The organism is Halomonas sp. B23F22_3, assembly GCF_043496965.1.
GTDB lineage: Bacteria > Pseudomonadota > Gammaproteobacteria > Pseudomonadales > Halomonadaceae > Halomonas.
Genome location: NZ_JBIEKG010000001.1, coordinates 219,976 through 245,734 on the forward strand (window position 1 = coordinate 219,976; position 25,759 = coordinate 245,734).

Genomic DNA, 25,759 nt, shown 5'->3' on the forward strand with positions numbered 1-25,759 from the left:
TTTCACTCGATGAGGGCGCCGAAGCCCCCTCAAGGGGTGCAGGTCAGAAGACCTCAGGCGACGGTGATGTAACCGTTCTCGAGGCTCAGGTCCTCGACGTTGACACCGGTCAGGGTGACCTCGGTCAGGTCTTCGGTCGCGGAAGAACCGCTACCGGCGAAGGCCTTGTCTTCAAAGGTCATCACGACATCGCTGCCGTTCTGCTGGAAGAAGACTTCCATGGTAGACACATCGCCCTGCTCGTCGGTGAAGACGGCATCGGACTCCAGATCGACGCGAGTAAAGCTGTCGCCCACGTAGATCTTGTCTTCGCCGGCTGCACCGAACTGAGCCACGGAAGAACCATCTGCGTCGGTGCTGAACACGAACAGATCATTCTCGGCGGTTGCGGTGCCGGAGGAGAACTCGGTCAGAGTGACGTCGAAGCCACCGTCTTCCTCGGAGTCTTCCAGAGTTGCCTTGGCGTCCGTGATGGCTTGGTTCAGAGCTTCCATCTCGGCAACATCAGCTTCGGCTGCAACAACGTCTGCATCGAGCTCGGCACGAGTCTCGAGGTCCTGCTGCAGGCCTTCAATAGTATCTTCGGCGTCTTGCAGGGCGTTGGTCAGCGGAGCGTTGGTACCATCAACATTGGTGTTTGCGTCGACAGTTACGCTGGAGTTGTCAACACTTGAATCTGCTGCATCTTCAGCTTCCAGCAACTCGGTCAGGGCATCGTTGCGAGCGGCCTGAGCAGTCACTTCGGCTTCATCGGCAGCGAGGGAAGCCTGGAGATCGGCGATCAGAGCGTCGAGCCCCTCAACCCCGTTATTGGCAGCGAAAGTCTGAGCTTCCTCGAGCTTGGTCTCGTCTAGGACCCAATCGGAGTTGACATCTGCTTTGTTATAAATAACAAAGTTTGAGGAAGCGGTAGCGTCTCCCTGCAGATCCAGCTCGATAGTGCCGGCCGCTGCCGGACCAGGAGTCGGGCCAACAGCATCGGTGACTGTAAGGGTGTTATTAGCCTTACCCAGCGCTTCGAAGGTCGTTTCTTGACCAGCCAGCTCGGCAGCTGCGTCATCAGCAGCTTTAGTAGCATTTTCGAGGTTGGTCTCGGACGCCAGGTAGGCATCAACGACCGCCTTCAGACCATCCACCTCGGCGATAGCCGCTTCGGCATCGGCCTTAGCTTCCTGTGCGTCCAGGATCTTGGCACTGATCACATTTTGTGTGTCACCAGTAACAGCCGCCTTCGCATCGGTCAGTTCCTGACGCACTGCAGCATCGTCAGCAAACTCGCCTTCCTCCAGGAACGCTTCTTTCTCGTCAAGAGCGGTCTTGTAGGTTTCCAGAGCTTCAGTGAGCTCTGAAGCGGCAACCGGAGTAGCCTCGAGACCTTCGGCTTCGCCGTACTGGTTGAAGTGCTCCAGCGGGGAGAGACCGGCGGCCTGGAAGGCTTCCAGCACGTCGGCGGTGGTCTCGAACTGCGTCTCACCGTTGGCCTGCAGGTCGGCCAGCTTGGCGGACAGGTAGGCGTTGGTGTCGAACTCGGCGGAGGGGCTCAGGCCTTCGGCGGCGCCGTACTGAGCGAAGTGCGCTTCGGCGGTCAGACCGGCAGCCTGGATGGCGACCAGAACGTCAGCCACGGTCTCGAAACCCGTTTCGCCGGCTTCCTGCAGCTGTTCGAGTTTCTGGTTCAGATAGAAATTCTGGTTGAAGCTAATTGCCATGTTGGCAGTCTCCTTGCTTGTGCAACTGTTGCAGTACGACGGCTAATCGCGCCGCCAATGGATCCAGGTTTTTCGACACCTGAGAAGGGTGTCGGCGATCAGCGCTGATCGCACCGTGCGACCGCCTGTCGCGGACGACAGCATGGCCGCGACGGGGAGAAGAACCGGCTGCTTTCCCTGCCATCCCTTTCAAACAAATGGCCTAGGAAGAGCCTGAACCCCTGCCTCACACGGATGCTAGAGACTCACCTAATGCATTGCAAGCTTCATTAGAGGCTCTAAACCAAGGGTATTCGACTATTCGACTAACATGCTATTCGGTTAGGGCGCATACTACTACCATATTATTCGCACATTAGCATGTTTACCCAATGAACCGATACGCACAAAGGAAAACGGGCTCCTGCTCTTCGCCATGCGAAGAGCAGGAGCCCGTTTGCCGGATGCGGCGCGCCACCCGGGGCCGCCGTCAACCGCCTGGAGCGCGGTTCAGTCCGACACCCCCCTCCAGGCCTGCGCCATCAGGCTAGGCGCCACGGTCTCGCCAGGCGCGATAGAGCCGCCGCGCCAGGGGTATCCGCCTGGCCCAGTGGCGCAGCCCCCCCTTCCAGTGGGGAAACGTTGATCCGCTGGAGGGTTCGATCACACCCCGGGGATCACCCAGCAGCGGGCTGGGCTGAGCAAAGGGATAGGGGTGAACGGGCCGCGGCTCTTCGCTCGCGCCCGGTGCCCCGGTATCCGTGACACGCAGGCCGGCACCCTGACAGGCGGCGGCCATCACTCGCTCCAGTGCATGCGCCAGGGTGCCATCGGTCTGCCCGGCCTCGTGTTCGAAGTCGTCAAGCGAGAGCTGTTCCAGCAGCGGTGCAATGGCCTGTGGACGACACCAGAACATGCTGCCCGCAAAGAAGCGCACCTCCTCGAGCGACAGGCACACGCCCAGCGAGCGCAGCAGCTCGCGGATACGCTCGGGTCCCTGCGGGTCGCCCCAGTAGCGGCGGTACTCGATCCAGTGGCCATGAGGCCCCACCATGCCCAGCTCGGGCTGCTTTCGGAAGGCATCGAGCACCTCGGCGACCTGCTCCCGCGAGCCCAGCAGCTGGCCGAAAAACTCCTGACGCCAGCGATCCCCGTCGCCCCGGTGCAGCGAACGCTTCGCATGGATCTTGCAGACCTGCTGGTAGCCCAGCGGCGCAATGGCATTCATGACTCGCAGGAAAGGCAGGATGTCTCGCCCATGGTTGGGCAAGGGCACCAGATGCGCATCCGGCTTCCAGGCACGAATGGCTTCGCAGGCCGCGTCCCCCACGTCCGGCGGCAGGGTGACGTAGAGGTCGAATTCGCCATCCAGGTGCGCGAGATAACCGACCATCTCGTCCCACAATTCGGTGTAATAGAGATGAAGCACGACCGCGGTAGGTTGGACGGCCTGGAGGTTCTCCAGCTCCCGGGGCACCGGAAGCCCTGGCGCCGGCAGGGCTGAACGAGCGCTGGCGCCATGCCGGCGCATCACCTCGCGGGTCGCGGCCAGGTACGCATAGCCGTAGCGGCGATCCGGCTCCAGGTAGGCACCTTCTGCCCACTCGTTCCAGGCGTTCACGAATACCAGCTTCTGGTCTGCCGGCAGGGTCTCGGCCTCGCGGCAGGCGCCGGCCAGCCACTGCTGATAGCGACCCGGCGTGGCGCCGGCGAAGATGTGGCCACGGCCTGGCTTGCGTGCCTCGTTGTCCCAGGAGGGCGAAACGGTTCGATAGCGCACATAGTCGACCGGCGGCTTGGCCAGCTGGGTATCGACCAGATGCTGGTAGTCGTACACCTGCCCCTGGTGCGCAGGGTTGATGAACTCGAGATGCCTTTCGATGCGACGTGCATGGGTGTCGTGGGGAGGAAACTCCATGGCGGCGTCGAAGCCATAAGGCCGGGGATCGCCGATACCGAAGCTTTGTGCCACCACCAGATGCAGTTCGCCGATGCCCCGCTCCCGGCAGTAGCGACGCCAGGTGTCGGCGGTCTTGCGGGCATCCGGCAGGATGTCTACCCGATAGACGATCAGCAGGGGTTTGCCATCCACGCGGAGGTAACGCGGGTCTTCCAGCATCGGTGCCACGTCCTCGATGAACTCCAGGTCGTCCTGGGGCTCGTGGCGCTGCTCCATGAGAATGTCGCTTTCCTTGCCATCCCAGCGCCGGGTCCAGTTCTCATTGGCCCAGCACAGACAGAACGGAAAGTCGATGTTGGGGTTGGCCACGTACTGGTCGATGGGCGTTTCGAGCAGGCGCCGACGTCCGCTGAACCAGTAATAGTGAAAGCAGAAGGCGGCAAGTCCATGCTGGCGGGCGAGCTCCGCCTGGCGCTCCTGCACCTGAGGCAAGCGCAGGTCGTAGAAACCGAGCTCGCCGGGCTGCCGGGGCTGATAGTGCCCAACGAACTGTGGGACGGCCTTGCTGACGTTCGTCCACTCGGTAAAGCCCTTGCCCCACCAGCGATCATTTTCCGCTATGGGATGGAACTGCGGCAGGTAGAGGGCAATGGCCCGCACCTGGGGCGTCTCGGAGAGGCTATCATCGTCCAGCGGCACATAGAAGGAACCTACCTGGGAGGCATCCTGGAACAGCTGCTCGAACAGCGCCCCCTCGTTTGCCCCCTGACGGTTCGGGTCGATGCCCTCGACGGCTCCGATATCACCCCGGTGGTCGGACTGGTGGTCAAGATAGTGCAGTAGCGGATGCTGGTGCTGCTCGATCAGCCAGGGGTGTCGGGTCAGCCACTCCAGGGTATCGAAATGCGGGGAAGGATCTCGACCCTCGAAACCACCACGCTTAAGAAAGTGGTCGAGGGGATCGAGCTGTTGGCTCTGAACATCTGGATTCTGGTTGAGATACCACGCCGCATCGAACAACCCACTGGCGGCGATCCGGTAACGCTCATCAGAGGCGAGGCGCCGTTCAGCGGGCCAGTGCTTCAGCCGCCGAAGCAACTGCTTGAGCAGCCAGGAAGGTGTATGGGCGTAGCTGTTAGAAACGGCATGGTCGCGCATGCGCTCCTTCAGTTGCCGCTCGAGGGTGGTGATGGTGGCCTGGTGCTCAGAAATGCTGGCCTCACGATCGGCCACGGCGGCGCCACGCTGGTCAAGCTCCATCTCCCGGGCCTCAATGATGACATCTCGGTTCAGGGCCGCATTGCTTTTTTCCACATCGTGCAGGAATAGGCTACTACTGCCTGATGGCAAGGGGCTGTCGCTGGCCATTGCCAGAAGGTAGACGGGATTTGGCAGGCCGGGCTTGCTTTCCCCATCGCCAGACCCATAGGTAGTCAGGTTGCGTACGTCCCCCTCCATGATCGCCGAAGCGTACAGCAGCTTTTGTCCCAGCAGTTCATGATGGGCGAAGTGATGCGTCAAAAGCGCCTCGAACTCGTCGCGGTAGAGTTCCTTGACGTGATAGGGATTGGCATAGCCGGGGCGGTCGCTATATTCACGCTTGTCCGGGCTGGAGATCACCAGCAAGCCGCCAGGCACCAGCACTCGCTTGATCTCGCTCAGCATGGTTTCGTGCTGGTCGTGATGCTCGATGGTCTCGAAACTCACGACCACGTCGACGCTAGCATCGGCCAGGGGAATGGCGGCACAGTCTCCCTGGCGATATTCCAGGTTATCGCGACGATAATGCTCGGTGGCATGGGCCACGGCATCTTCGGAGATGTCGACACCGATGACTTGCTGAGCCGCGCCGGCCAGCAAGTGACTGCCGTACCCTTCGCCACAGGCAATGTCCAATACGCGCTTGCCCTCCACATGCTGCCGTGCGAACAGGTAGCGGTGATAATGCTCAGCTACGATGTCACCCTCGAACTTTGGAAGGAAGCGCTCGCCCGTCTCCGGGAGCTCAATTCTATTGTGTTCGTTCATTATGAAGGCTTTACCTGAAGGCTGATGTGGTGCATGGGGATGCCGACGAGGCCGTGGCTCTGACTGCTGGCATGGGACTTGAAAAAAAGCGCATCATGCAGCCAGTGGTGCTGAATATGATCATGCTGGACACCGTCGGCAATTGCCGCGCTGATGGTATAGTCCCCTCGCGGCAAGACTGGCATCCGAAACGTGAAGCGGGCCTCCAAGACACCGCCTGACGGTGAGACGACAGGATCGTCCTGGTAACTAAGAAAAGTGTTGTCGCCGAACAGGGTCTGACCCAGGCGATCCTTGATATAGAAGCCGATGATGGGTTGCATCAGCGGCTGTTCACTCTGGACCCTGGCAGCTATGGAGAATGTCACCTCCTCACCGCCCACCACCCATGTAAGGGGATGGTCTTCGGCGTCGCGGAGACTGACCTCTTCGATCAGCGCCCCTCCCTTGCCGAACCCTTCGGCCGAAGGGTCGAACTGGAAAATCTCGAGGTCATTACGGTAAGGGCTGGCGTTGAGCACATCCTGGCGCATGTCACGAGCCACATGCTGAATTACCGGCTCTTCTCTGGCCGGATTGGTATCCTGCGACTGCTCTGTCTGAGCCTGATCATCATTACCGGCTGTCTCGGCACTGGCCCCTTGGATTCCCTCGAAAAAAGCCTTGAGATATGCGCTAGCCACTTTCTTGGGCGAGCCTTGGTCGGCGATCTTGCCGTCTTCCAGCCAAATGGCGCGCTGACATAGATTGAGCACAGCAGAGGTATCGTGGCTGACAAACAATACGGTTCCGTGTTGCATGAAGCGTCGCAGAAAACGCATGCACTTCTGGACGAAGAAGGCATCGCCTACGGCCAGAGCTTCATCGATGACCAGAATATCGGCGTCAACATGAGCAATCACAGCAAACGCCAGGCGCACGTACATGCCGCTGGAGTAGGTCTTCACCGGCTGGTCGATAAAATCGCCGATATCTGCAAAGGCTAGAATATCGTCGATGCGAGCATCCACTTCGATCTTCTTGAGGCCGAGCACGGCGGCATTCATGTAGACGTTTTCACGCCCCGTAAACTCGGGGTCGAAGCCGGCCCCCAACTCCAGTAGCGCCGCGATACGCCCCTGGGTATGAATCTCGCCATGGGTGGGTGTGAGAGTCCCGCAGATCATCTGGAGAAGGGTCGATTTTCCCGAACCGTTACGTCCGATGATGCCCAGGGTTTCTCCACGGGCGACCTCGAAGGAAACCCCATCGAGGGCACGAAACTCGTGACCGTATTGCTTAGGCTCTCGCCCCGCCAGGGATTGCAGATGAGGTACAATAAACTGCTTGAGACGGTCTCGCGGTTCAGCATAGATCCGGTAGTACTTGGCCACATGGCTGAGACGAATTACCGGCTCGGCCTGTTGCGAAGCTGCGATCCGGGACGCCTGTTCAGAGGACATCAGCAAACCCCTTGCGCGTTTTCTGGAACCAACCGTAACCCAACCAAGCCACCAGAGCCGCCAGTGCCAAATACTGTAGCAGGCCAAGCCAGTCGGGCTGTTGACCGGTGATCACAACCAAGCGAAGCTGCTCAATGATGAACGTCAGCGGATTGAGCAAAATGAAGGGATGGAATCGTTCAGGCAACGCCTCAAGCGGGTAAAAGATGGGTGAAAGAAAAAGCAGAATGGTGGCCAACAGTCCCATCGTCTGAGCGATGTCACGCAGGTAGACACCCAGCGACGCCAAGAGCCAGCTGACACCGGCTGCTAAGACAATCAATGGGAAGATAACGACTGGAGCCAGCCAGAAAGTCGCCGGCAAGGCTGCCGAAAGTAGCAACTGAGCAAGCAGCAACACCACCAAGCTGACGACGGCATGGAACAGTGCCGAACCGAGGGTCACTAGCGGCAGGATGGATAAGGGAAAGACCACCTTCTTGACGTAGTTAACGTTCCCTAGGATGAGAGAGGGACTTCGCGTGAGGACCTCGGCAAAAATGCCATGCACGATCATTCCGGCGAATAGCTGCAAGGCGAACGCAGCACGTCCCCCTTCTGTCTCCATCCCCCAGCGTGCATTGAATACCACAGTGAAGACGAATGTATAAACGGCAAGCATGATCAAGGGGTTGAAAAAGGACCAGGCGATACCAAGCATCGACCCCTTGTAGCGACCGGCCACATCACGCTTGATCATGCGGACCAGCAGGTCACGGTGGCTCCACAGGTGGCCGAGCATGGCAGGGGGCGCGATGCTGTGTGGAATGTGTGGGTTCATGATTTCCTTGAAGTTAGGTGCCCGCTACGCGCCCTGCCGGCATCGCGGCAAACCGAGGAGTCGCAGGGCGTATCGAGACGGATGACGACGCAGCCTGGCACGCAGCCATGAAGCTATCGAGGGAAAGCATTCTACAGCAGTCAGAATTTGTTGAGAATTGCGGCCAGATACATGGCCCACTGGCCCAGCCACGACTGTCGATACACCCCGGACTGCCAGACGCCATACAAGCAGGCCAGTGCCCGCCGCCGGCGAGCCGCCTGCAGCGCCTGGAGCCGTTGACGGTGGATAGGCATCAGCCACGCCTGACGCTCTTCCAGAGCCTTCAATTGGGCGTCGAGATGCAGGCGATGCTGGCCCTGCCAGAGTCGTTTCATTCGCGGCCACAGGCTGATCAGCCCAGTCTGCATGCCGATCTGGTTGCCACCATGCTGGCGATAATCCAGGCAGGGCTGGGAATCGAAGAGCAGCTCGCCACCAATCCCACTGATCCACTGATAGCACCACCAGTCATGCAGCCCTGCTCTTGGCAGGCCGGCCTCGATAAGACTCTGCCGGGCAACAGCATTTAGTACCATGGAATTGCCACTGGCAATGTTCTGCACCAAGGCATTGGCAAATCCTGGTGCCCGGCAGCCTGGTGAAAGACCGATGAATCCACCTTGGGCATCGACCAGGCGAGTCCTGGCCGAATAGAGGCGAGGCTCCTTTGGGTCGCCAGCATCCAGCCAGGCGACCGCACGCGCCAACTTGTCGGAGTGCCAGATATCGTCCTGATCGGCCAGCGCGAAGGCGTCGGCCTGGATGTTGGTATCGGCAAGCAGGCTATTGAAGTTGGCGGCAAAGCCTTGAAGAGGTCCTTGTCGCAACCGGAGGCGATGTTGACCCCAGCGGCGCTGGTAGGCCTCGAGGATATCTCGGGTCCCATCGCGAGAGCCGTCATCCGATACCCACAGGGTCCAGTGCGGGTGGGACTGCGCCGCGATGGAGTCTAACTGCTCCGCGAGGTAGACTTCGCCCTGGTAAGTGCAAAGCAGAATGGCAACGTGTGCAGCAGGCGTGGCGGCTGAATCCGAATATGGACAGTAATCCAACATGGAATTGTATGTCTCGTGCAGCTGAGCTTAGAGGATAACACCAGGTGCTGGAGAGGGAAGCCCAAGGGGAATCGTCATGAGAGTGGCTGTCTGCGTGCCGACGCTGAACGCAGGGGCAGGGTTTGCCGAGTGGCTTTCGAGGACAAAGGCGGCATTGCCTGAAGCCGGGCGCCTGCTGGTCATCGACTCCAGCTCTGACGATGCTACGTTACGATTGGCACGAGAGGCGAGGGCCGAAGTGAGTGTGATCTCGCGAGCTGAATTCAACCATGGCGGCACACGCAATCGAGCCCTCAAAACTCTCTGTGACACCGAGGTAGTGATTTTTCTTACCCAGGATGCCTTGGTCACAGACACGCAGTCCATCAAACACCTGATTACAGCCTTCGAGAACCCGACCGTTGGCGCAGCCTTCGGACGTCAACTTCCTCATGACGATGCTACGGCGATTGCCAGCCATGCCCGACGGTTCAACTACCCGGCGAAGTCGTACACGGCTAGCCAAGAAGATATTCCCCGCCTGGGTATAAAGACGGCCTTCCTGTCCAACTCCTTCGCCGCCTATCGTCGAGAAGCACTGCTTGAGGTAGGTGGCTTTCCATCAGGAGTTATTCTTTCCGAAGACATGATCGCGGGTGCCCGCCTGCTTCAGGCCGGCTGGAAACTGGCGTATCGGGCCGACGCCTGCGTGCAGCATTCGCACAATTATTCACTCCCCGAGGAATTTCGCCGCTACTTTGATATAGGCGTACTGCACGGTCGAGAGCACTGGCTGCATGAAATGCTGGGACGCGCCGAGGGGGAAGGCATGCGTTTTCTTCGCTCGGAGGCTGCCTACCTGTGGGAACACGCACCGGCCTGCCTGCCGGAGGCCGCATTACGAACGTTGTTCAAATACGCGGGATACCGGCTCGGCAAGCATGAAAGAAAACTGCCGCTGTTTTGGAAGCGACGCCTGTCTATGCACCGCCGGTTCTGGGAAGCCCCACCCGCTGATAGCATTGGAAAGTAAGCGCGTCGACACCTCGACCGAAAACTACGGCTGGCGGTTTATGAAGCCGCGAGTCAGCGTCATGACCAATATCTTGACGTCCAGGCCCAGCGACCAATTGTCGATATAGTAAAGATCCAGCTCGACACGCTTGTTCATGGCGCCAAGCGTCTGGGTGTTTCCCCGCAGGCCATTGACCTGGGCCCATCCGGTCATGCCGGGCTTGACCCGGTGGCGCTGCATGTAAGCCTCGATGACGTCCTTGTAGTGGTCATTGTGGTCCATAGCGTGAGGCCTGGGACCGACCAGCGACATGCGCCCCTGAAGCACGTTGTAGAGCTGGGGCAGCTCGTCGAGGCTCGTATGGCGCAGGAAACTACCCAGCCTGGTAATGCGCGGATCGCCCCCAATGGCCTGGCAGGTCGCACCGCCTTCGTCATGAGGCCTCATCGTGCGGAATTTGTAGATGCGAAAGCGCTTGCCGTCCAGGCCGTGTCGGTACTGCTTGAAAAGCACCGGAGCTCCCATCCGCCAGCGCACCAACCCGGCCACTACAATCATCAGTGGCAGGAAGAATATGAACAAGATCAATCCCAGCAGGCGATCCTCCAAGGCTTTGATCAGGCGCATCGGACCATTGAGTGGACTGACGTTGAGATCCAGCGAGTACATGTCCGCCACCTTGGCGACGCGATGATTGAGCAGGCGCACGTCGGACAGATCGGGGAAGTAGCGCAGGTTCACCGGCACCGAGAGCAGCTCCTCCGCAATGCGCTTGACAGTATCGCCCTCGCTGAGGGGGTAGCTCAACCAGACCTCGTCATAGTCACGGCGAAAGACGCTGCCGGCGACCAGCGCTTCGACGCGAGGCAGGAGAGCGTCCATGGACGAGTCAACCAGGCGATGGCTGATGCGATAGCCGATATAGGGCAGTCGCTCCAAGTGCCGCTCGACACGAGCGATATTGTGCTCGCGCCCGATCACCAGCACTCGCTTGATATTGCGACCGCGGGCACGCAGGAGACGCAGGAAGCTGTATAGCGCCGCCCGCAGACCGAAACCCAGTCCCAGCACGGCCAGCGACGAGACCAGCATCCAGGCCCGGGAATAGAGAATGGCGCTCTGGGTCACGACCAGGAAGAGACTGAGCAATACGATGGTCAGCAGCCAGCTCAGGGTGTAAATACCCATCATGGTAAAGAGGCTGCGCCCCCGCCAGGGTTCATAAAGGCCAAGCAGCTCACCGCATGCCGGTAGCAGTAGACTGCCGACAAGGATCAGCAATGGATAATCAATGCCCTGGGTATGGTCCAGGGACGGCATCAGGGCCAGCACACCCAACGAGGTCAGCAGTGCGGTGCACGCATCGAAGCAGCGCATCAGTCGCCGCAGCCAGTCGCTAGCCGTGGCTCTCATCAGGCCCCGCTCAGCCTCGCGAGTCGCTGCATCGCTCTCGCGAGCTGCTCGGTGCCCAGTTCGCCTACCGCCTTGGCGAGTGCCAGACGATCCAGCACCTGCTGAGCCAGAGTCTCGACGAACTTGATGCGCTGATCGAAGAGGCTGGCCTTGGCATCCAGAACGTCCACCAGATCGCGGAGTCCCAGCGTTTCGCCTCTCTCGGCCGCCTCAAGGAAGAGCTTGCTGGACTCGATGGCCCGACCGAGGGCAGCGAGTCGACGCTGGTTGCCCTGCAGCGAGCGCAGACGCGTTCGGACCTCCTGGGTCGCCAGGTTGCGCTGATGGGCCACGGCCTCTCGACTGGCCTTGACCCGAAGCTCCCCCTGACGCACTCCGGCCAGGGTACGCCCCCCCCGATAGAGCGGCATGCTGACCTCGACGCCAGCGCGATAGTCCTCGCTTGTCCGCAACTCGTCTTCACTCTGTCGGTCGGAATAGCTCAGATTGAGGCTCAGCTCGGGGTAGTAGCCACTGCGCCGCACCGCCGTCTCCCGCTGGTTCAGGCGCTGTTCGGCCTTGGCCCGGCGAACGTCGAGGTTGGCGTCTATTTTTGCCAGCAGCGCCTCTTCTGCAGCCCAGTCGTTCTCCAGGTTGAGCGAAGGAAGATTGCCAAGAGACGGCTCGCCGAACTGGGGAATCTGCCCGGTCAGGCGCTCCAGCTCGCTCAAGGCATCGTTAAGCTCGTTCTCGGCCTGAACCGCATCGGCGATGGCCTGATCAAGGCGTGAATGCGCTTCCAGCACGTTGATGCGATCGCCAACACCGAGGTCATAGGCGCGCTCGGCCTGCTGCACCTGAAGCTCCAGCGACGCTTGTTGCGCCTCGAGCAGCGCTTGTTTCTGTGAGGCTGTGAAGGCATTCACATAGGCTTCGCTCAAGGTTAGTGCAAGGTCGCGCTCGACCAGCGCCAAGTCGAGCTCCGCCGCGCCAATTTCGGCATCGGCACGTGCCATGCCGCGCCAGCGCTCCAAACTGAACAACGACTGCTGAATCTGCAGCTGCCAGTAATCGTCCGTGATCTCGCCGGGCCTCTGCCCGGGCTGATCGAGCCCGAACTCATCGGGTTCGGTCTGAATGTTTGTGGAATCCTGATAGAGGTAGCCGCCGCTGGCCGTCACCTGCGGCAGCAGCTGCGAGCGCGCTAGAGGCGCCTCCTGGCGGGTGGACTGCAGCTGATAGCGCTGGCGCGACAGCTCGCTATCGTTGGAGAGCGCCTGTCGATAGAGCGCCGGCAGGGAGGGCAGCCGCTCGGAACGCATCGGTTCACCGGGCGAGTTGCCGTTCTGCGTCGGCGACTCGGGTACCGGCAAGGTCTCAAGAACAGTGGCGTCGGACGTATCGGCGGCCCCCACTGGCATCGCCGAAAGAGGAAGCAGCAACACCGCACCGGCCAGGGTCACCCCCCCCGCGGTGCGATGCCAGTGGCGGCATCCATGCATTCGCAAGGTCGTCATCACTCCTCCTGCATCGCGCGGGCCAGCATGTCGCTGATGGGCTTGGCGATATAGCTGGCAAAGGTGCGCTCGCCGGTGCGGATCATCACCTCGGCCGGCATGCCGGAAAGCAGCTGCATGCGCTCGTTCATGTCCTTCCGGCCTTCCTCGGTCACCCGCACCCGCGCCTTATAGTACATCTGGCCGGTGGCCTCATCCTCGAAGCTGTCAGCGCTGACGTGGATGACCTCGCCATCGATCTCGTTGGTCAAACGCTGGTTGAAGGCGGAGAAGCGAATATTGGCCGGCTGGCCAATAAAGATATGATCGATATCGCGATTAGGCACGCGAGCCTCGACAACGAAGCCATCGCCGCTGGGCACGATATCCATGACCGGGTCGCCGGAGCGGATCACGGCCCCCTGGGTGTGCACCTTCAGCCCCACCACGGTACCCGAAGTCGGGGCGGTGATGGTGGTGCGCTTCACTTGATCCGTCAGCGACGTGATCCGCTCCTCGGCCTCCGCGATCTTCGACTGGGCGTTGCGCAACTGCTCGCCCACCTCAGATTGGAACTCCTGGCGCTGCAGCTCCTTCTTGAGCTGGTTTTCGCTGATGCGTGACTTCAGGCTGGCGATCTCGGAACGGTTCTGCGCCACCTGTCCTTCGTATTGCAGGATCTGGCGCTCGAGTTCACGAAGGCGCTGATTGTCCCCCAGCCCTTCACGAAACAGCGAACGAAAGTCCTCGGCCTCTCCGCGCAGCGAGCGGATGCGGCGCAGGTTGACGTCAACCTGAGCCTCGAGCCCGGCAATCTGCTCTCGCATCTGATTGGCCTGCTCGTCCAGAGATTCCAGCGTTCCATTGAGCGACTGGCGGCGCGACGCGAACAGGCTACGCTGGACGGCCAACACCTCCAGGACGCGATCCCGATCACTCTCGGTAAGCTCCTCGGGGAAAGAGAGCGCATCGGCCCCCTTCTGCTCCGCCAGCAGGCGTATTTCCATGGCCCGATTGATAAGATATTGCGAACGCGCGATGTCCAGCTGCGCTCTGGCCTGGGTGTCGCTGAGCACGATCAAGGGGTCACCGGTCTCGACGCGATCCCCGTCCTCAACCAAGATCTCACGCACGATGCCGCCCTCCAGATGCTGGATGGTGCGCTTGAAGGACTCGATGGAGACGCTGCCCGGTGCCACGACGGCTACCGCGAGCTTGGCCGTGACCGCCCAGGTCCCAAATCCGCCGAAGGCCACCAGCAGGATAGCCATCCCCAGGCGACGGAACCCCTTGTCGCTGGTCGGCAGCTGTTCGCTGTACTCTCCCTCTAGCACCTGGGGACCGGGAGTGACATCAATGCTGGGACGGGCCGGCGCCCGCTGCGCGTCCTGTTTCTCATCCATCACTTCTGCTCCTCAGTCTTGCTGCTCGCCTGTCCCGTATCGCGTCCGCGCACGGCCGCCAGTCGGCTTCCAGCCTCCTGGGCGACCCGCTGCTGGGGGCTCTTCTTGGCGAACTGAGCAAGCACCTGATCGCGGGGACCAAACATGCTGACCTGCCCCTCCTTCATGACCAGCAGCTTGTCCATATGCTTCAGCACACTGGTTCGATGGCTGATCACGAACAGCGAGGTCCTCTCTTGCTTAAGCTGAGCGATGGCGTGGGACAGGGCCTGCTCGCCAGCATCGTCGAGGTTGGAGTTGGGCTCGTCTAGCACCACCAGCACGGGCGAACCATAGAGTGCTCTGGCCAAGCCGATCCGCTGGCGCTGACCGCCGGAGAGCGCGCCGCTGCTCGCGGAGATATAGGTATCGTAGCCGTTGGGCAGCTGGAGAATCATCTCGTGCACCCCGGCCTTGCGGGCCGCGGCCACCACCTGTTCGGCCTCCACGTCGCCGAAGCGGGCGATATTCTCGCTAACGGTGCCGTCGAACAGCTCGATATCCTGTGGCAAGTAGCCGATGTGGGGACCGAGTTCGTCGCGATTGAAATGCTGTATTTCGGCGCCATCAAGGCGAACGCTACCGACCTGTGCGGGCCAGATGCCGAGAATGACCCTTGCAAGCGTCGACTTGCCGGCGGCACTCGGCCCGATGATGCCGATATGTTCGCCTTTTGCGACCTCGAAATTGATGCCCCGGATGGTGGCCATGCGTACGCCGGGCGGCGCGGCCGCGACGGTCTCGATGGAGAAATGCCCTTCGGGCGCCGGCAGCGACATACGGCGCTGATCATCGGGAATTTGGGTCAGCAGCTCGTTGAGGCGGTCATAGGCGCCACGCGCGTTCACGAACCCCTTCCAGCTGCCTATCATCTGATCGATGGGTGCCAGCGCCCGCCCCATGATGATTGAGCCCGCTATCATCATGCCGGCGGTCATCTCCCCTTCGATCACCAGTAAGGCCCCCAGCCCAAGAATCATGGACTGGAAGAGCATCCGCAGTACCTTGGAGGCGTTGGTGAGCGTGCCGGCGCGATCGCTGGCCTTTGACTGCTTGGCCAGAAACTGATGATGCTTCTCGGCCCAGCGCCCCATGATGCCGGGCAGCATGCCCATCGCGTGAAGCACCTCGGCGTTGCGCAGATTGGCGTTGGCCAGATCCTGCGCCTTGATGTGCTCGCTGTTGGCCTCGGCCAGCAAGCCCTTGGTGGCCTTCTCATTGGTGATGGCGAGAATCAGCAGCACGATGCCGGCAAAGGTGGCAAACACGCCCAGCCAGACATTGAACAGGAACAGAACACCGAGATACACCGGCACCCAGGGAGCATCGAAGAAGGCAAACAGCCCGTTGCCGGTCAGGAACTGGCGCAGGCTGGTCAGATCGCTGAGCGGCTGGGCGGACTGACGCCCCTGAGAGGCCACGCTGCGCCGGAACATGGCGCTGTAGAGGCGGGCATTGATGCCGGTATCGAGCTTGTTGCCGACTCGCACCAGGATCCGCGAACGAATCAGCTCGAGCCCCCCCATCACCATGAAAAGGAACACCACCACCATCGTCAGCATCAGCAGGGTGGCCTCGCTCTGCGTGGTCAGCACGCGATCGTAGACCTGCAGCATGTACATGGGAGGCACCAGCATCAGCAGGTTGACGAACATGCTGAAAAAGCCCACCGAGAGAAACGACCCCTTGCAGGCTCGCAACGCGAGCTGCAGGTCCGTAGCGTCCTGTTGCTTGGCCATGGGACGATCCACCGTTGAGGGGAGTATGACTAAAGAAGGGAAAAAAGCCGCGAGAGAATAGCAGAAACGCCCCTACTGCGGGTAGGGGCGTCGAAGTCTACCTCAGCCGGTCAGCGCCGGCAGATCCTTAGCGATAGACCGGCAGGCGGGCGCAGACCGCCTCGACCTTGGCCTTCACCTCGGCCTCGATGGCGGCGGTGTCGTCACCTGCGGCCATGACGTCGAGGATGTCGCAGATCCAGCCGGCGAGATCCTTACACTCGGTCTCACCGAAGCCGCGGGTGGTCACCGCCGGGGTGCCGATGCGCAGGCCCGAAGTGACGAAGGGGCTCTGCGGATCGCCGGGCACGGCGTTCTTGTTGACGGTGATGTGGGCGCGGCCCAGGGCGGCGTCCGCGTCCTTGCCGGTCAGGCCCTGCTTGATCAGCGAGAGCAGGAAGAGGTGATCCTCGGTGCCGCCGGAGACGATGTCGAAGCCGCGCTCGATGAACACCCCGGCCATGGCCTGGGCGTTCTTGACCACCTGCTGCTGGTAGGCCTTGAACTCGGGCGCCATGGCCTCCTTGAAGCAGATCGCCTTGGCGGAGATGACGTGCTCCAGCGGACCACCCTGGCCGCCCGGGAAGACCGCGGACTGCAGCTTCTTCTCGATCGCCTCGTCGCCCTCGGCGGAGAGGATCAGGCCGCCGCGCGGGCCGCGCAGGGTCTTGTGGGTGGTGGTGGTGACCACGTGGGCGTGGGGCAGCGGCGTCGGGTAGACCCCGGCGGCCACCAGGCCGGCGACGTGCGCCATGTCGACCAGCAGGTAGGCACCCACCTCGTCGGCGATCTCGCGGAACTTGGCCCAGTCGATGATCTGGGAGTAGGCGGAGAAGCCGGCGATGATCATCTTCGGCCGGTGCTCGCGGGCCAGGCGCGCCACCTCCTCGTAATCGATCAGGCCGCTGTCGTCGAGGCCGTACTGGATCGCCTCGTAGTGCTTGCCGGAGAAGTTGGGCCGGGCGCCGTGGGTCAGGTGACCGCCGGCGTCGAGGCTCATGCCGAGGATGGTGTCGCCCGGCTTGACCAGCGCCTGGAAGACGGCGCCGTTGGCCTGGGAGCCGGAGTGGGGCTGGACGTTGGCGTAGCTCGCCCCGAACAGCTCCTTGGCGTAGTCGATGGCCAGCTGCTCGACGATGTCCACGTACTCGCAGCCTCCGTAGTAGCGCTTGCCCGGGTAGCCTTCCGCGTACTTGTTGGTCAGCTGACTCCCCTGGGCCTCCATCACCCGCGGGCTCGCGTAGTTCTCGGAGGCGATCAGTTCGATGTGCGCCTCCTGTCGTGCGACTTCCTTCTGCATCGCATCGAACAGGGCGTCATCGAAACCGGCAATCTGCATGTCACGGCTGAACATCGGCGGGAAACCTCGCATCACGGGAGAATCGGGGGCGACCATGATACCCCAGGCCCCGGTGGCTTTCACATGAAAGGCGATCATGGGCCGCCCCCGGATCGTTCAAGCGACCGGCGACCGGCGCACGGCACCCGAACAGCGGCCGCGGCTCAGCGGCTCTCCACGCGCATCTCCAGGCGCTCCGGCAGCGCCAGGGGATCGGCGGAGAGCGCCTCGAGCTCGCTCTCGGCGGGCAGGGTCAGCGCGATGGCAAGCTCGCTGGCCTCGCCCGCCATCATCGCCACCAGGCCTGAGAAGAGCGCCTCGATCTCCGGGCCGAGCATCATGCCGAAGCCCTGGGCCTGGGTGCGCGCCTGCTCCAGGAACGCCGCCTCGCTGACGCCCTGGCTGGCCGCCATGATCGTCGGCAAGCGTCCGAAGAGTCCCAGATCGGTGAGCGTGGCGTCGATCCGACCGCCGAGCAGGGTCACCCCCTCCAGGCTATCCATGCGGGCCAGGTAGTCCGCCGGCGCCACGCCCTCGGGCAGGCGCACCGGCAGGTCGGCGTCCAGCGCCCAGCCGAAAGCCTCGTCCGCGGTCAACGTCAGCTCGCCCAGCAGCCGGCTGGCGTCCTCGCCCGACTCCCAGCGCCCGGAGGAGTCGGCGTCGAGGCGCAGCCGTCCGCTGCCGTCGGTGAGAACGTTGCTGAGCATGCGCAGCCGGGTGCGCTCCGCCTCCGGGGCCAGGGCGATCATGCGCGCCAGGTCGAGCTCCAGCGCCTCGAGCCGGAAGCCCCCCTCGCCGTCGGTCATGTCGCCATCGGCCTCCAGGGAGGACAGGGACGCCACGAGCCGATCGAAATCGAGGCTCAGATCGCGCACCTCGAGGCGATCCAATTCACGCTCCTCTTCCGCGCCCTCGAGGCCGCGCAGCCCCTCCACCCGGGCGAAGGCCAGGGAGAAGGTGCCGCTGCCGAACTCGTCATCGCCCGCGGCCTTGCCCTTCACCCCGCTGACCTCCAGGGCGTCGAGGGCGTCGCGATTCACCCCCGCGGCCTGCAGGCGCTCGACGGCGATCCGCCCGCGGCCCTTTCCTGCGCCCTGCCCCGACGCCTGAGCGTCGAACTCGGCGGAAAGCGCCTCGACGGTGAGCCCGTCGACGGTGACTTCCGCCGGCCAGGTCTCCTCGTGCAGGGGCAGGACCGCGCGGGACGGGGTGTCGAGCAGCAGCGTCTCGGCGACGAGCCGCGACTGCTCGCGACCGGGCGTTTCCAGACGAATCCCCTCGATGCGCACCTCGTCGGGGCGGTCGTAGTCGCCGCTGACCACATAGCGATCGAGCCACAGCTGCTGGCCCTCGGGGCCGGCGAAATGCAGGTCGTGGGCGGTGACCCGATCGCGAATCAGCGCCTCCTCGACCTCGCCGATCGAAAGCGTGCCCTCATCGGCGAAGAGCGCCCGAAGATCGGCCTCCAGGCGCTCGGACGGGTCGCGCTCATCGGCCGACGCCGGCAGGAAGATCGACAGCGACAGCGCGGCCAGCAGGGCCTGACGGGACATCGAACGCATGGGAACACCTCTCGAACCGGGGAAAATGGAATGGGGAAACAGGGAGTGTGGAACGCTGGGCGGGGAGTGCCGTGAACTGGCAGTCTAGTCGCCTCACCTGGGCCCGGGCCAGGCTCAGCACGGCGCGGCCAGGCGCACTTCCAGCCGCCGATTGATCGCCTCGAGCACGGCGAGGCGCGAGGCGCGCTTGTCGTCACAGGCGATCAGCGACCACTCGGCGCCCGGCGCCTGGGTGCGGGCGAACATCTCGTCGATCGCCACCCGGTAGTCCTCCCAGCGCTCGCGGTTACGCCAGTCCTCGTCGGTGAGCTTGTGGCGCTTGTGGGGCGTGGCGGCCCGGGCCTCGAAGCGGCGCAGCTGCTCCTCCTGGCTGATGGAGAGGAACAGCTTGCCGAGCACGGCCCCGTGAGCCAGCAGCTGGCGCTCGAACTCACGGATCTCCTCATAGGCGCGCCGCCATGCCGTCTCTGGGGCCAGCCCCTCGACCCGCTCCACCAGCACCCGGCCGTACCAGCTGCGATCGAAGAGCGCGATGCGCCCATCGGCCGGCAGGCGACGCCAGAAACGCCAGGCCCAGGGCTTCGCGAGTTCCTCGTCGCTAGGGGCGGCGATGCGGTGGACCCGGTACTGGCGGGCGTCCAGCGCCGCGGTGACGCGGTGGATGCCCCCGCCCTTCCCCGCCGCGTCGAGGCCCTCGAAGGCGAGCACCACCGGGATACGCCGGCGCGCCAGCTCCCGGGCATTACGGGCCAGCCGACCCTGGGCCTCGGCAAGCGCCGCGGCGTAGCTCGCCTTCTTCATGGGCGCCGACACTCGAGGCTCGGCGCAGCGGATCGAGGGAGGCGCCGGGGCCTCGTCGATCGTCGTCTCCGCCAAGGGGCGGGGCGGGCTCATTGGTTCGACCAGGGTCTCGTGCAGCCGGCCCGCCAGCTGCTCGAGCTGCGCCGCCGGGTCGCGGAAGGCGAGCCGGCGCCAGGGCGCATGCTCGGCGGCGGTGGCCTCGCGCATCTCGCGCCCCAGGGCGTCGATGACGCCATGCTGCTGATGGCGCTGCCAGTCGCTGGCTCCGAGCTGCCAGGCACGGGCCGGATCGGCCTGCAGGGCCTGGAGCCGCCGGCGCTGGACGGGGCGCTCGATGTCCATCCACAGCTTGAGCAGCACCACGCCCTCGGCGGCGAGCTCGGCCTCGAAGGCGCGGATCTCCGCCAGCCGGTCCCGGAAGGCCCCCGGCGAGAGGCGCCGCTCGGCCCGGGCGAAGAGCGCATCGCCGTACCAGCCGTGGATGAAGATGCCGATGCGCCCCCGAGCGGGCAGGCGGCGCCAGAAGCGCCACCAGTACGGGCGCGCCTGCTCCTCGCTGCTGGGCGCGAGGGCATGTACCTCGGTGTGGCGGTTATCCAGCCAGTGATCGAGCTCGTTGACGAGCCGCCCCTTGTGGGTGACGGCGTGGCCGGTCAGCAGCACGACCACCGCCCGCTCGCGGCGGTCGGCGAGGTCGAGCTGCGCCTCGAGCAGGCGGGCGCGCAGGGTGCGGGTCGTCATGGTCACCTCAGGCCTCGCCGAGCAGGCCGAGGCTCGCCGCCGGCGCCTGGCGACGCAGGCCCCGGGAGAGCAGGTGGCCGATGACGCCGATCAGCACGGCCCCCGCCACCGGCAGGGTCAACCACAGCCCCCCGTGGACGCGCGGCGCCAGGTCGAACCAGGCGAGATAGATCCCGGCGGCGGCGAGCTCCGCCAGCAGCGCGCCCATCAGGCCGCTGGCGAAGCCGAGCACGGCGAACTCGGCCGCCTGCATCCGCGACAGCAGCCGATTGCCGGCGCCGAATACCCGCAGCAGGCCGCTCTCATGGGCGCGCACCGGCAGGCTCGCGGTCAGCGAGGCGTAGAGCACGCTGATGCCGGCCAGCAGCACGAAGGCGAGCACCAGCTCCACCGCCCGGGTGACCTGGGTCAGCACCTCGCGCACCTGGCCGAGGATGGCCTCCACGTCGAGCAGGGTGACCCCCGGGAACTCCCGCACCAGCTCGCGCAGCAGGTCGCGATCGTCATCGCCCAGGTGGAAGGCGGTGATGAAGCTGTGGCCGAAACGCTCCAGTACCCCGGGCGGGAAGATCACGAAGAAGTTGGGCCGGAAGCTCTCCCAGTCGAGGCTGCGCAGGCTCGTCACCTCACCGACCACCTCGTCGCTGCCGATGGTGAAGGTCAGGCGATCCCCGAGATCGAGGCCGAGCCGTTCGGCCAGGCCATCCTCCACGGAGATCGGCACCGCCGAGTCGACCGTCGAGGCGTCGGCCGCCGGGCGCGGCTCGGCGGCGACCTCGTCGAGCCAGCCCGCCGACGCGCTGGCCGCGAACCACTCGCCGGCCACCACCCGGTTGCCCTCGGGCAGGGTCTCGCGCCAGGTCAGGTTGAGCTCGCGGCGCAGGGCGTTGTCGCCGCGGGACTCCGCCGGCACCGCCTCCTGGGGGAGCTCGCCGTCGATGGCGCTGATGCGCCCGCGGACCATGGGGTAGAGGGCGCTGCGCGCGTCCGCCGCTCCGGCCAGCGCCGCCTCGAAGGCGTCCCGCTCCTGGGGCTGGATGTTGATGGCGAAGTGGTTCGGGGTATCGGCCGGCAGCTGGGCCTGCCAGGTGGTGAGCAGGTCGCCGCGCACCAGGGCGATCATGGCCACGGCGAAGAAGGTCACCGAGAAGGCCAGCAGCTGGCCGAGGCTCGCCCGGCGCCGCCGCGCCAGCTGCTGGCCGCCCAGGCGCACGGCCGTGATCAGCCCCTCCGCCTTGCCGCCCTCCCGGGGCAGCCGTGCCGTGGCGCGCAGCACCAGGGCCAGCAGCATTCCGCCGAGCCCCCAGAGCGCCGCCAGCATCACCAGGCCGCCGAGCAGCAGGCCGGCCGCAAGACCAAGATCGCCGGAGTAGAGCCACAGCAGGCCGCCGAAGACCAGCGCCGCCACGCCCACCACCAGCCAGGCCGAGGGCGGCAGCGGGTCGAGCTCGCGGCGCAGCACCTTGAGGGCGCTGACCCGCTTCAGGCGCAGCAGGGTCGGCCCGGCGAAGCCGACCAGCACCGCCAGGGCGGTGAAGACCCCGAGCCACAGCGGCAGCAGCCCCGGGGCGGGCAGGCTGAACGGCAGGAAGGCCGCGAGCAGGCGCACCAGCAGCGCCTGCCCCGCCAGCCCGAGCAGCGCGCCGAGCGCCGAGGCGGCCAGCGCCAGCCACGCCAGCTGCAGCACGAACAGCCGCAGCAGCTCGCGCTGGGTGGCGCCGAAGCAGCGCAAGAGCGCCGCGGTATCGAGGTGGCGATCCACGTAGCGGCGGGTCGACATGGCCACGGCCACCCCGGCCAGCAGCACGGCGGCGAGCCCCGCCAGGCCCAGGTACTTCTCGGCCCGCGCCAGGGCGTTGCCCAATGAAGGACGGTCGCGGCGCACGTCGCGCACCTCCACGCCCCCGCGGCGCAGCCGCTGGAGCAGCGGCTCGACCCGGGCCACCGCCTCGGCGCTGCCGGCGGCCAGCAGCTCGAACTCCACCCTGGAGCCCTCCTGGACGAGGCCGGTAGCGTCCATGTCGTCGACGTGCATCATCAACCGCGGATTGAAATTGCCGAAGCCGGCCGACTGATCGGGCTCGCGCTCGATGATCCCGCCGACCGCAAGCTCGGTCTGGCCCAGGCGGATCCGATCGCCCACCTCGAGTTCCATCAGCAGCGCCAGGCGCGGCGCCACCCAGACCTCCCCCGGGGCCGGGCCACGGGGCAGCGCCTCGATGCCGTCGCCGCGATCGACCCGGGCCGTGCCGTAGTGGGGATAGACGCTGTCGACGACCTTGAGGCTCGCCGGCTGGAAGGCGTCGCCGCGGCTGACCATGGAGACCATGTCGATCTGGTCGGAGAGCACGAGGCCCGCCTCCTCCAGGGCCTCGCGAACCTCGGTGCCGAAGGGGCGCCCCTGCTCCAGCACCACGTCGCCACCGGAGAGCTGGCCGGCCTGACGGGTCAGGCCGCGGTCGAGGCGATCGAGGAAGAAGCCGATCATGGTGGAGGCCGCCACGGCCAGCGCCAGCGCCAGCGCCAGGGCGCGCACATCAGAGGCGCGCAGGTCGCGAATCAGGCCGCGGGCCGAGAGCCGCAGCAGGGTCGGCCAGGCGGTGCGGCTCATGCCATCACCTCCTCGGGGGCCATCTCGACCAGCCGGCCGCCCTCCAGGCGCAGGCAGCGATCGCAGCGCCGCGCCAGGGCGTGATCGTGGGTCACCAGCACCAGGGTGGTGCCGGCCTCGCGGTTGAGGGAGAAGAGCGCCTCGATGATGCGCTCGCCGGTGACCGGATCCAGGTTGCCGGTGGGCTCGTCGGCGAACACCAGCTCGGCCCCGGTGACGAAGGCCCGGGCCAGGGCCACCCGCTGCTGCTCGCCGCCGGAGAGCTGCTTCGGGAGGTGATCCAGGCGCTCGCCGAGGCCGACGCGGTCGAGCCACTCCCGGGCCCGCGCCTCGGCACCCGGGCTCGGCGAGAGCTCCAGCGGCAGCAGCACGTTCTCCAGCGCCGTCAGGGTCGGCAGCAGCTGGAAGTTCTGGAACACGAAGCCCACCCGCCCGGCGCGCAGCGAGGCCCGGCCATCCTCGTCGAGCTCGCCCAGCGACCGGCCGAACAGCGCCAGCTCGCCGCCGCTCGGCGTGTCCAGCCCCGCCAGCAGCCCCAGCAGGGTCGACTTGCCGGCGCCGCTCTGGCCGAGGATCGCCACGCTTTCGCCGGGGAACACCGAGAGCGACAGACCACTCAGAATGGTCAGTCGCCGCTCGCCGCTCTCGACCTGCTTGGAGAGCGCGTCGGCGTGTAGAATCGGATCGATACCCGGGCGAGAGGAGATGGACATGGCGAAGGGCTTCCCTGTGAATGCGTTGGGCCGGCAGGCGGCGCTGACACTCTCCGCACTATGGCTGGCACTGGTGCTGATGCTGGCACACGCCACGGCGCTGGCGGCGTCGTCCCCGGTGGTACTGGTCATGGGCGACAGCCTGAGCGCGGCCTACGGCATCGAGCAGCGCGCCGGCTGGGTCAGTCTGCTGCAGGCCCGCCTGGACGGGAAGGCGCGCGTCGTCAACGCCAGCATCAGCGGCGAGACCTCGAGCGGCGCCGCCGCCCGGCTTCCCGACCTTCTCGGACAGCATCGCCCGGAGATCGTTGTGCTGGAGCTCGGCGGCAACGACGGCCTGCGCGGCCTGCCGCCGGGGCAGATGCGCGCCAACCTGGCGGCGATGGTCGAGGCCAGCCAGGCGGCGGACGCCGAGGTACTGCTGCTCGGCATCGATATCCCGCCCAACTATGGCCAGGCCTACCGCGACGCCTTCACCGGCGTCTTCACACGGCTCGCCGACGAGCACGACCTGCCGCTGGTGCCCTTCCTGCTCGAGGGCGTGGCACTCGACGACGAGCTGATGCAGGACGACGGCATCCACCCCACCGCCGCCGCCCAGCCGCGGATCCTCGAGAACGTCTGGCCCGAGCTCGCGCCGCTGCTCGAACAGAGCGGCGTGGCGCTGGCCGCGATCGCTCAGGACTGAGGCGCCGGCACGGGGCTCTTCTGCCACTGCTGCAGCCCCAGGCCGCCCAGGATCAAGACCAGGCCCACCAGGGTGGAGGGCAGGATCGGCTCGCCGACCACCAGGTAGAGCAGCAGCAGCGAGACCGGCGGCGAGAGGAAGATCAGGTTCGAAACCTTCGCCGTGCGCGACACCTTGTGCACGGCCAGTTGCCAGAGCACGAAGGCGATGCCCATCTCGAAGAGCCCCACGTAGACGCCGGCGCCGAGCCCCGCCCAGCCGTGCCACTCGAGGCCGGGGCCAAACAGCAGCAGCAGCGTCAGCACCGGCACCCCGACGCTGAAGTTCTGCCACTGGCCGACCAGCGCCGGGCGGTGATCGCGGGCGTTGAGCAGCCAGTAGAGCGCCCAGAGCAGCGTCGAGGCGAGGGCCAGGCCGACTCCCAGCGGGTCGGCGAAGGCGACGTCGAAGACCGCGCCCCGGGTGGCGATGACCCACACCCCCGCATAGGCGATCAGCCCGGCGATCACGTCCATGCGGGTGAGGCGCTGGCCCAGCAGCGGCACGGCCAGGAAGGCCATCGCCAGTGCCCAGGTGTAGTTGAGCGCCATCGCCTCCTGGCCCGGCAGGCGGTCATAGGCGGCAAAGAGCACCAGGTAGTAGGCCACCGGATTCATCAGCCCCGCCCAGGCGGCGGTGCTCCAGCCGCGCTTGAGCGCCTGGCCGAGCAGGCCCTGGCGCGCCACCAGCACGCCCATCAGTGCCCAGGAGACCAGCGAGGCGAGCCACATCAGCTCCAGCGGCGACATGTAGGCGAGCGCTACCTTGAAGGCGGTGGCCACGGTGGACCAGAGCGCCACCGCGCCCAGGCCGAAGAGCATCGCCTGACGATCCGAGTGAGCGGTCGCCGTACTCATCGGTCGATGTGCCCGAGATCGCGATCGGGATCGAGGCGGTCGCGCACCGCCTGCTTGAGCGCCTTGACGTCGGGGAAGCCGCCGTCGCGCTTGCGCTCCCACAGGGAGGCCTCGTCCAGGAAGATCTCGAAATAGCCGCCGTGAGAAGGCACCAGCTCGACGCCGTCGAGGTCCTCACCGAAGGTCGACAGCAGCTCCTGGGCGTACCAGGCGCTGCGCAGCAGCCACTGGCACTGAGTACAGTAGTGAATTCTGATACGTGACACGATCCATCCCTGTCGCAACGCTGAATGTGGACACCCCATCCTAAGCCAAGCGTGCGGCACTGTCT

At 64.8% G+C, this 25,759-nt stretch carries 18 protein-coding genes; 2 read left to right on the forward strand and 16 right to left on the reverse strand.

Features of this window, described 5'->3' with window-relative positions:
* Nucleotides 1-53 precede the first annotated feature (53 nt).
* From ACGTNG_RS00985 to ACGTNG_RS01005, 5 genes are all read right to left on the reverse strand, one after another.
* A complete protein-coding gene (locus ACGTNG_RS00985) occupies nucleotides 54-1,709 on the reverse strand; it encodes a hypothetical protein (RefSeq protein ID WP_394574961.1) in 1,656 nt (551 codons plus the stop codon).
* Between the two features lie 526 nt (nucleotides 1,710-2,235).
* Complete coding sequence (locus tag ACGTNG_RS00990; RefSeq protein ID WP_394574962.1) at nucleotides 2,236-5,616, reverse strand: glycoside hydrolase family 99-like domain-containing protein; 3,381 nt, start codon at nucleotides 5,614-5,616, stop codon at nucleotides 2,236-2,238.
* Nucleotides 5,616-7,058, reverse strand: coding sequence for an ABC transporter ATP-binding protein (locus tag ACGTNG_RS00995; protein WP_394574963.1), 1,443 nt, complete (start codon nucleotides 7,056-7,058; stop codon nucleotides 5,616-5,618). The genes ACGTNG_RS00990 and ACGTNG_RS00995 overlap by 1 nt, the downstream gene beginning before the upstream one ends.
* Complete coding sequence (locus ACGTNG_RS01000) at nucleotides 7,048-7,878, reverse strand: ABC transporter permease (RefSeq protein WP_394574964.1); 831 nt, start codon at nucleotides 7,876-7,878, stop codon at nucleotides 7,048-7,050. The genes ACGTNG_RS00995 and ACGTNG_RS01000 overlap by 11 nt, the downstream gene beginning before the upstream one ends.
* Before the next feature lie 140 nt (nucleotides 7,879-8,018).
* Nucleotides 8,019-8,975, reverse strand: a complete 957-nt coding sequence (locus ACGTNG_RS01005) for a glycosyltransferase family 2 protein (protein ID WP_394574965.1) — start codon at nucleotides 8,973-8,975, stop codon at nucleotides 8,019-8,021.
* Nucleotides 8,976-9,069: 94 nt separating this feature from the next.
* Between ACGTNG_RS01005 and ACGTNG_RS01010 the strand changes: the two genes are divergently transcribed.
* Nucleotides 9,070-9,987: a glycosyltransferase family 2 protein gene (locus tag ACGTNG_RS01010; protein WP_394574966.1), complete on the forward strand. Its 918-nt coding sequence runs from the start codon at nucleotides 9,070-9,072 to the stop codon at nucleotides 9,985-9,987.
* Nucleotides 9,988-10,011: 24 nt separating this feature from the next.
* Here the strand turns inward: ACGTNG_RS01010 and ACGTNG_RS01015 are convergent, their stop codons facing one another.
* The 9 genes from ACGTNG_RS01015 to ACGTNG_RS01055 all read right to left on the reverse strand — a co-directional run bounded on the left by ACGTNG_RS01015 (nucleotide 10,012) and on the right by ACGTNG_RS01055 (nucleotide 23,844).
* Complete coding sequence (locus ACGTNG_RS01015) at nucleotides 10,012-11,346, reverse strand: undecaprenyl-phosphate glucose phosphotransferase (RefSeq protein ID WP_394574967.1); 1,335 nt, start codon at nucleotides 11,344-11,346, stop codon at nucleotides 10,012-10,014.
* Between the two features lie 35 nt (nucleotides 11,347-11,381).
* Nucleotides 11,382-12,878, reverse strand: a complete 1,497-nt coding sequence (locus ACGTNG_RS01020; RefSeq protein WP_394574968.1) for a TolC family protein — start codon at nucleotides 12,876-12,878, stop codon at nucleotides 11,382-11,384.
* Complete coding sequence (locus ACGTNG_RS01025) at nucleotides 12,878-14,260, reverse strand: HlyD family type I secretion periplasmic adaptor subunit (RefSeq protein WP_394574969.1); 1,383 nt, start codon at nucleotides 14,258-14,260, stop codon at nucleotides 12,878-12,880. The genes ACGTNG_RS01020 and ACGTNG_RS01025 overlap by 1 nt, the downstream gene beginning before the upstream one ends.
* Entirely contained in the window at nucleotides 14,260-16,038 is a 1,779-nt protein-coding gene (locus ACGTNG_RS01030; RefSeq protein ID WP_394574970.1) for a type I secretion system permease/ATPase, read from the reverse strand. Before ACGTNG_RS01030 ends, ACGTNG_RS01025 begins: the two co-directional genes overlap by 1 nt.
* Nucleotides 16,039-16,165: 127 nt before the next feature.
* Nucleotides 16,166-17,431, reverse strand: coding sequence for a serine hydroxymethyltransferase (gene glyA, locus ACGTNG_RS01035; protein ID WP_394575547.1), 1,266 nt, complete (start codon nucleotides 17,429-17,431; stop codon nucleotides 16,166-16,168).
* A gap of 149 nt (nucleotides 17,432-17,580) precedes the next feature.
* Nucleotides 17,581-18,978, reverse strand: a complete 1,398-nt coding sequence (locus tag ACGTNG_RS01040) for a hypothetical protein (RefSeq protein WP_394574971.1) — start codon at nucleotides 18,976-18,978, stop codon at nucleotides 17,581-17,583.
* Between the two features lie 114 nt (nucleotides 18,979-19,092).
* Nucleotides 19,093-20,520 (reverse strand): polyphosphate kinase, encoded by a 1,428-nt coding sequence (locus ACGTNG_RS01045; protein WP_394574972.1) that lies wholly within the window; start codon nucleotides 20,518-20,520, stop codon nucleotides 19,093-19,095.
* Nucleotides 20,521-20,527: 7 nt separating this feature from the next.
* Entirely contained in the window at nucleotides 20,528-23,131 is a 2,604-nt protein-coding gene (locus ACGTNG_RS01050) for an ABC transporter permease (RefSeq protein WP_394574973.1), read from the reverse strand.
* Nucleotides 23,128-23,844: an ABC transporter ATP-binding protein gene (locus ACGTNG_RS01055; protein ID WP_394574974.1), complete on the reverse strand. Its 717-nt coding sequence runs from the start codon at nucleotides 23,842-23,844 to the stop codon at nucleotides 23,128-23,130. Before ACGTNG_RS01055 ends, ACGTNG_RS01050 begins: the two co-directional genes overlap by 4 nt.
* Between ACGTNG_RS01055 and ACGTNG_RS01060 the strand changes: the two genes are divergently transcribed.
* The gene (locus ACGTNG_RS01060) at nucleotides 23,843-24,532 is read left to right on the forward strand and encodes an arylesterase (protein WP_394574975.1); all 690 of its coding nucleotides are present in this window, start codon (nucleotides 23,843-23,845) and stop codon (nucleotides 24,530-24,532) included. The two genes, ACGTNG_RS01055 and ACGTNG_RS01060, sit on opposite strands and share 2 nt — an antisense overlap.
* On the opposite strand, the gene ACGTNG_RS01065 is transcribed toward ACGTNG_RS01060, so the two are convergent.
* A complete protein-coding gene (locus ACGTNG_RS01065) occupies nucleotides 24,523-25,428 on the reverse strand; it encodes a DMT family transporter (RefSeq protein ID WP_394574976.1) in 906 nt (301 codons plus the stop codon). The genes ACGTNG_RS01060 and ACGTNG_RS01065 overlap by 10 nt on opposite strands.
* The gene (locus ACGTNG_RS01070; protein WP_108445781.1) at nucleotides 25,425-25,694 is read right to left on the reverse strand and encodes an Rdx family protein; all 270 of its coding nucleotides are present in this window, start codon (nucleotides 25,692-25,694) and stop codon (nucleotides 25,425-25,427) included. The genes ACGTNG_RS01065 and ACGTNG_RS01070 overlap by 4 nt, the downstream gene beginning before the upstream one ends.
* Between the last annotated feature and the right edge of the window lie 65 nt (nucleotides 25,695-25,759).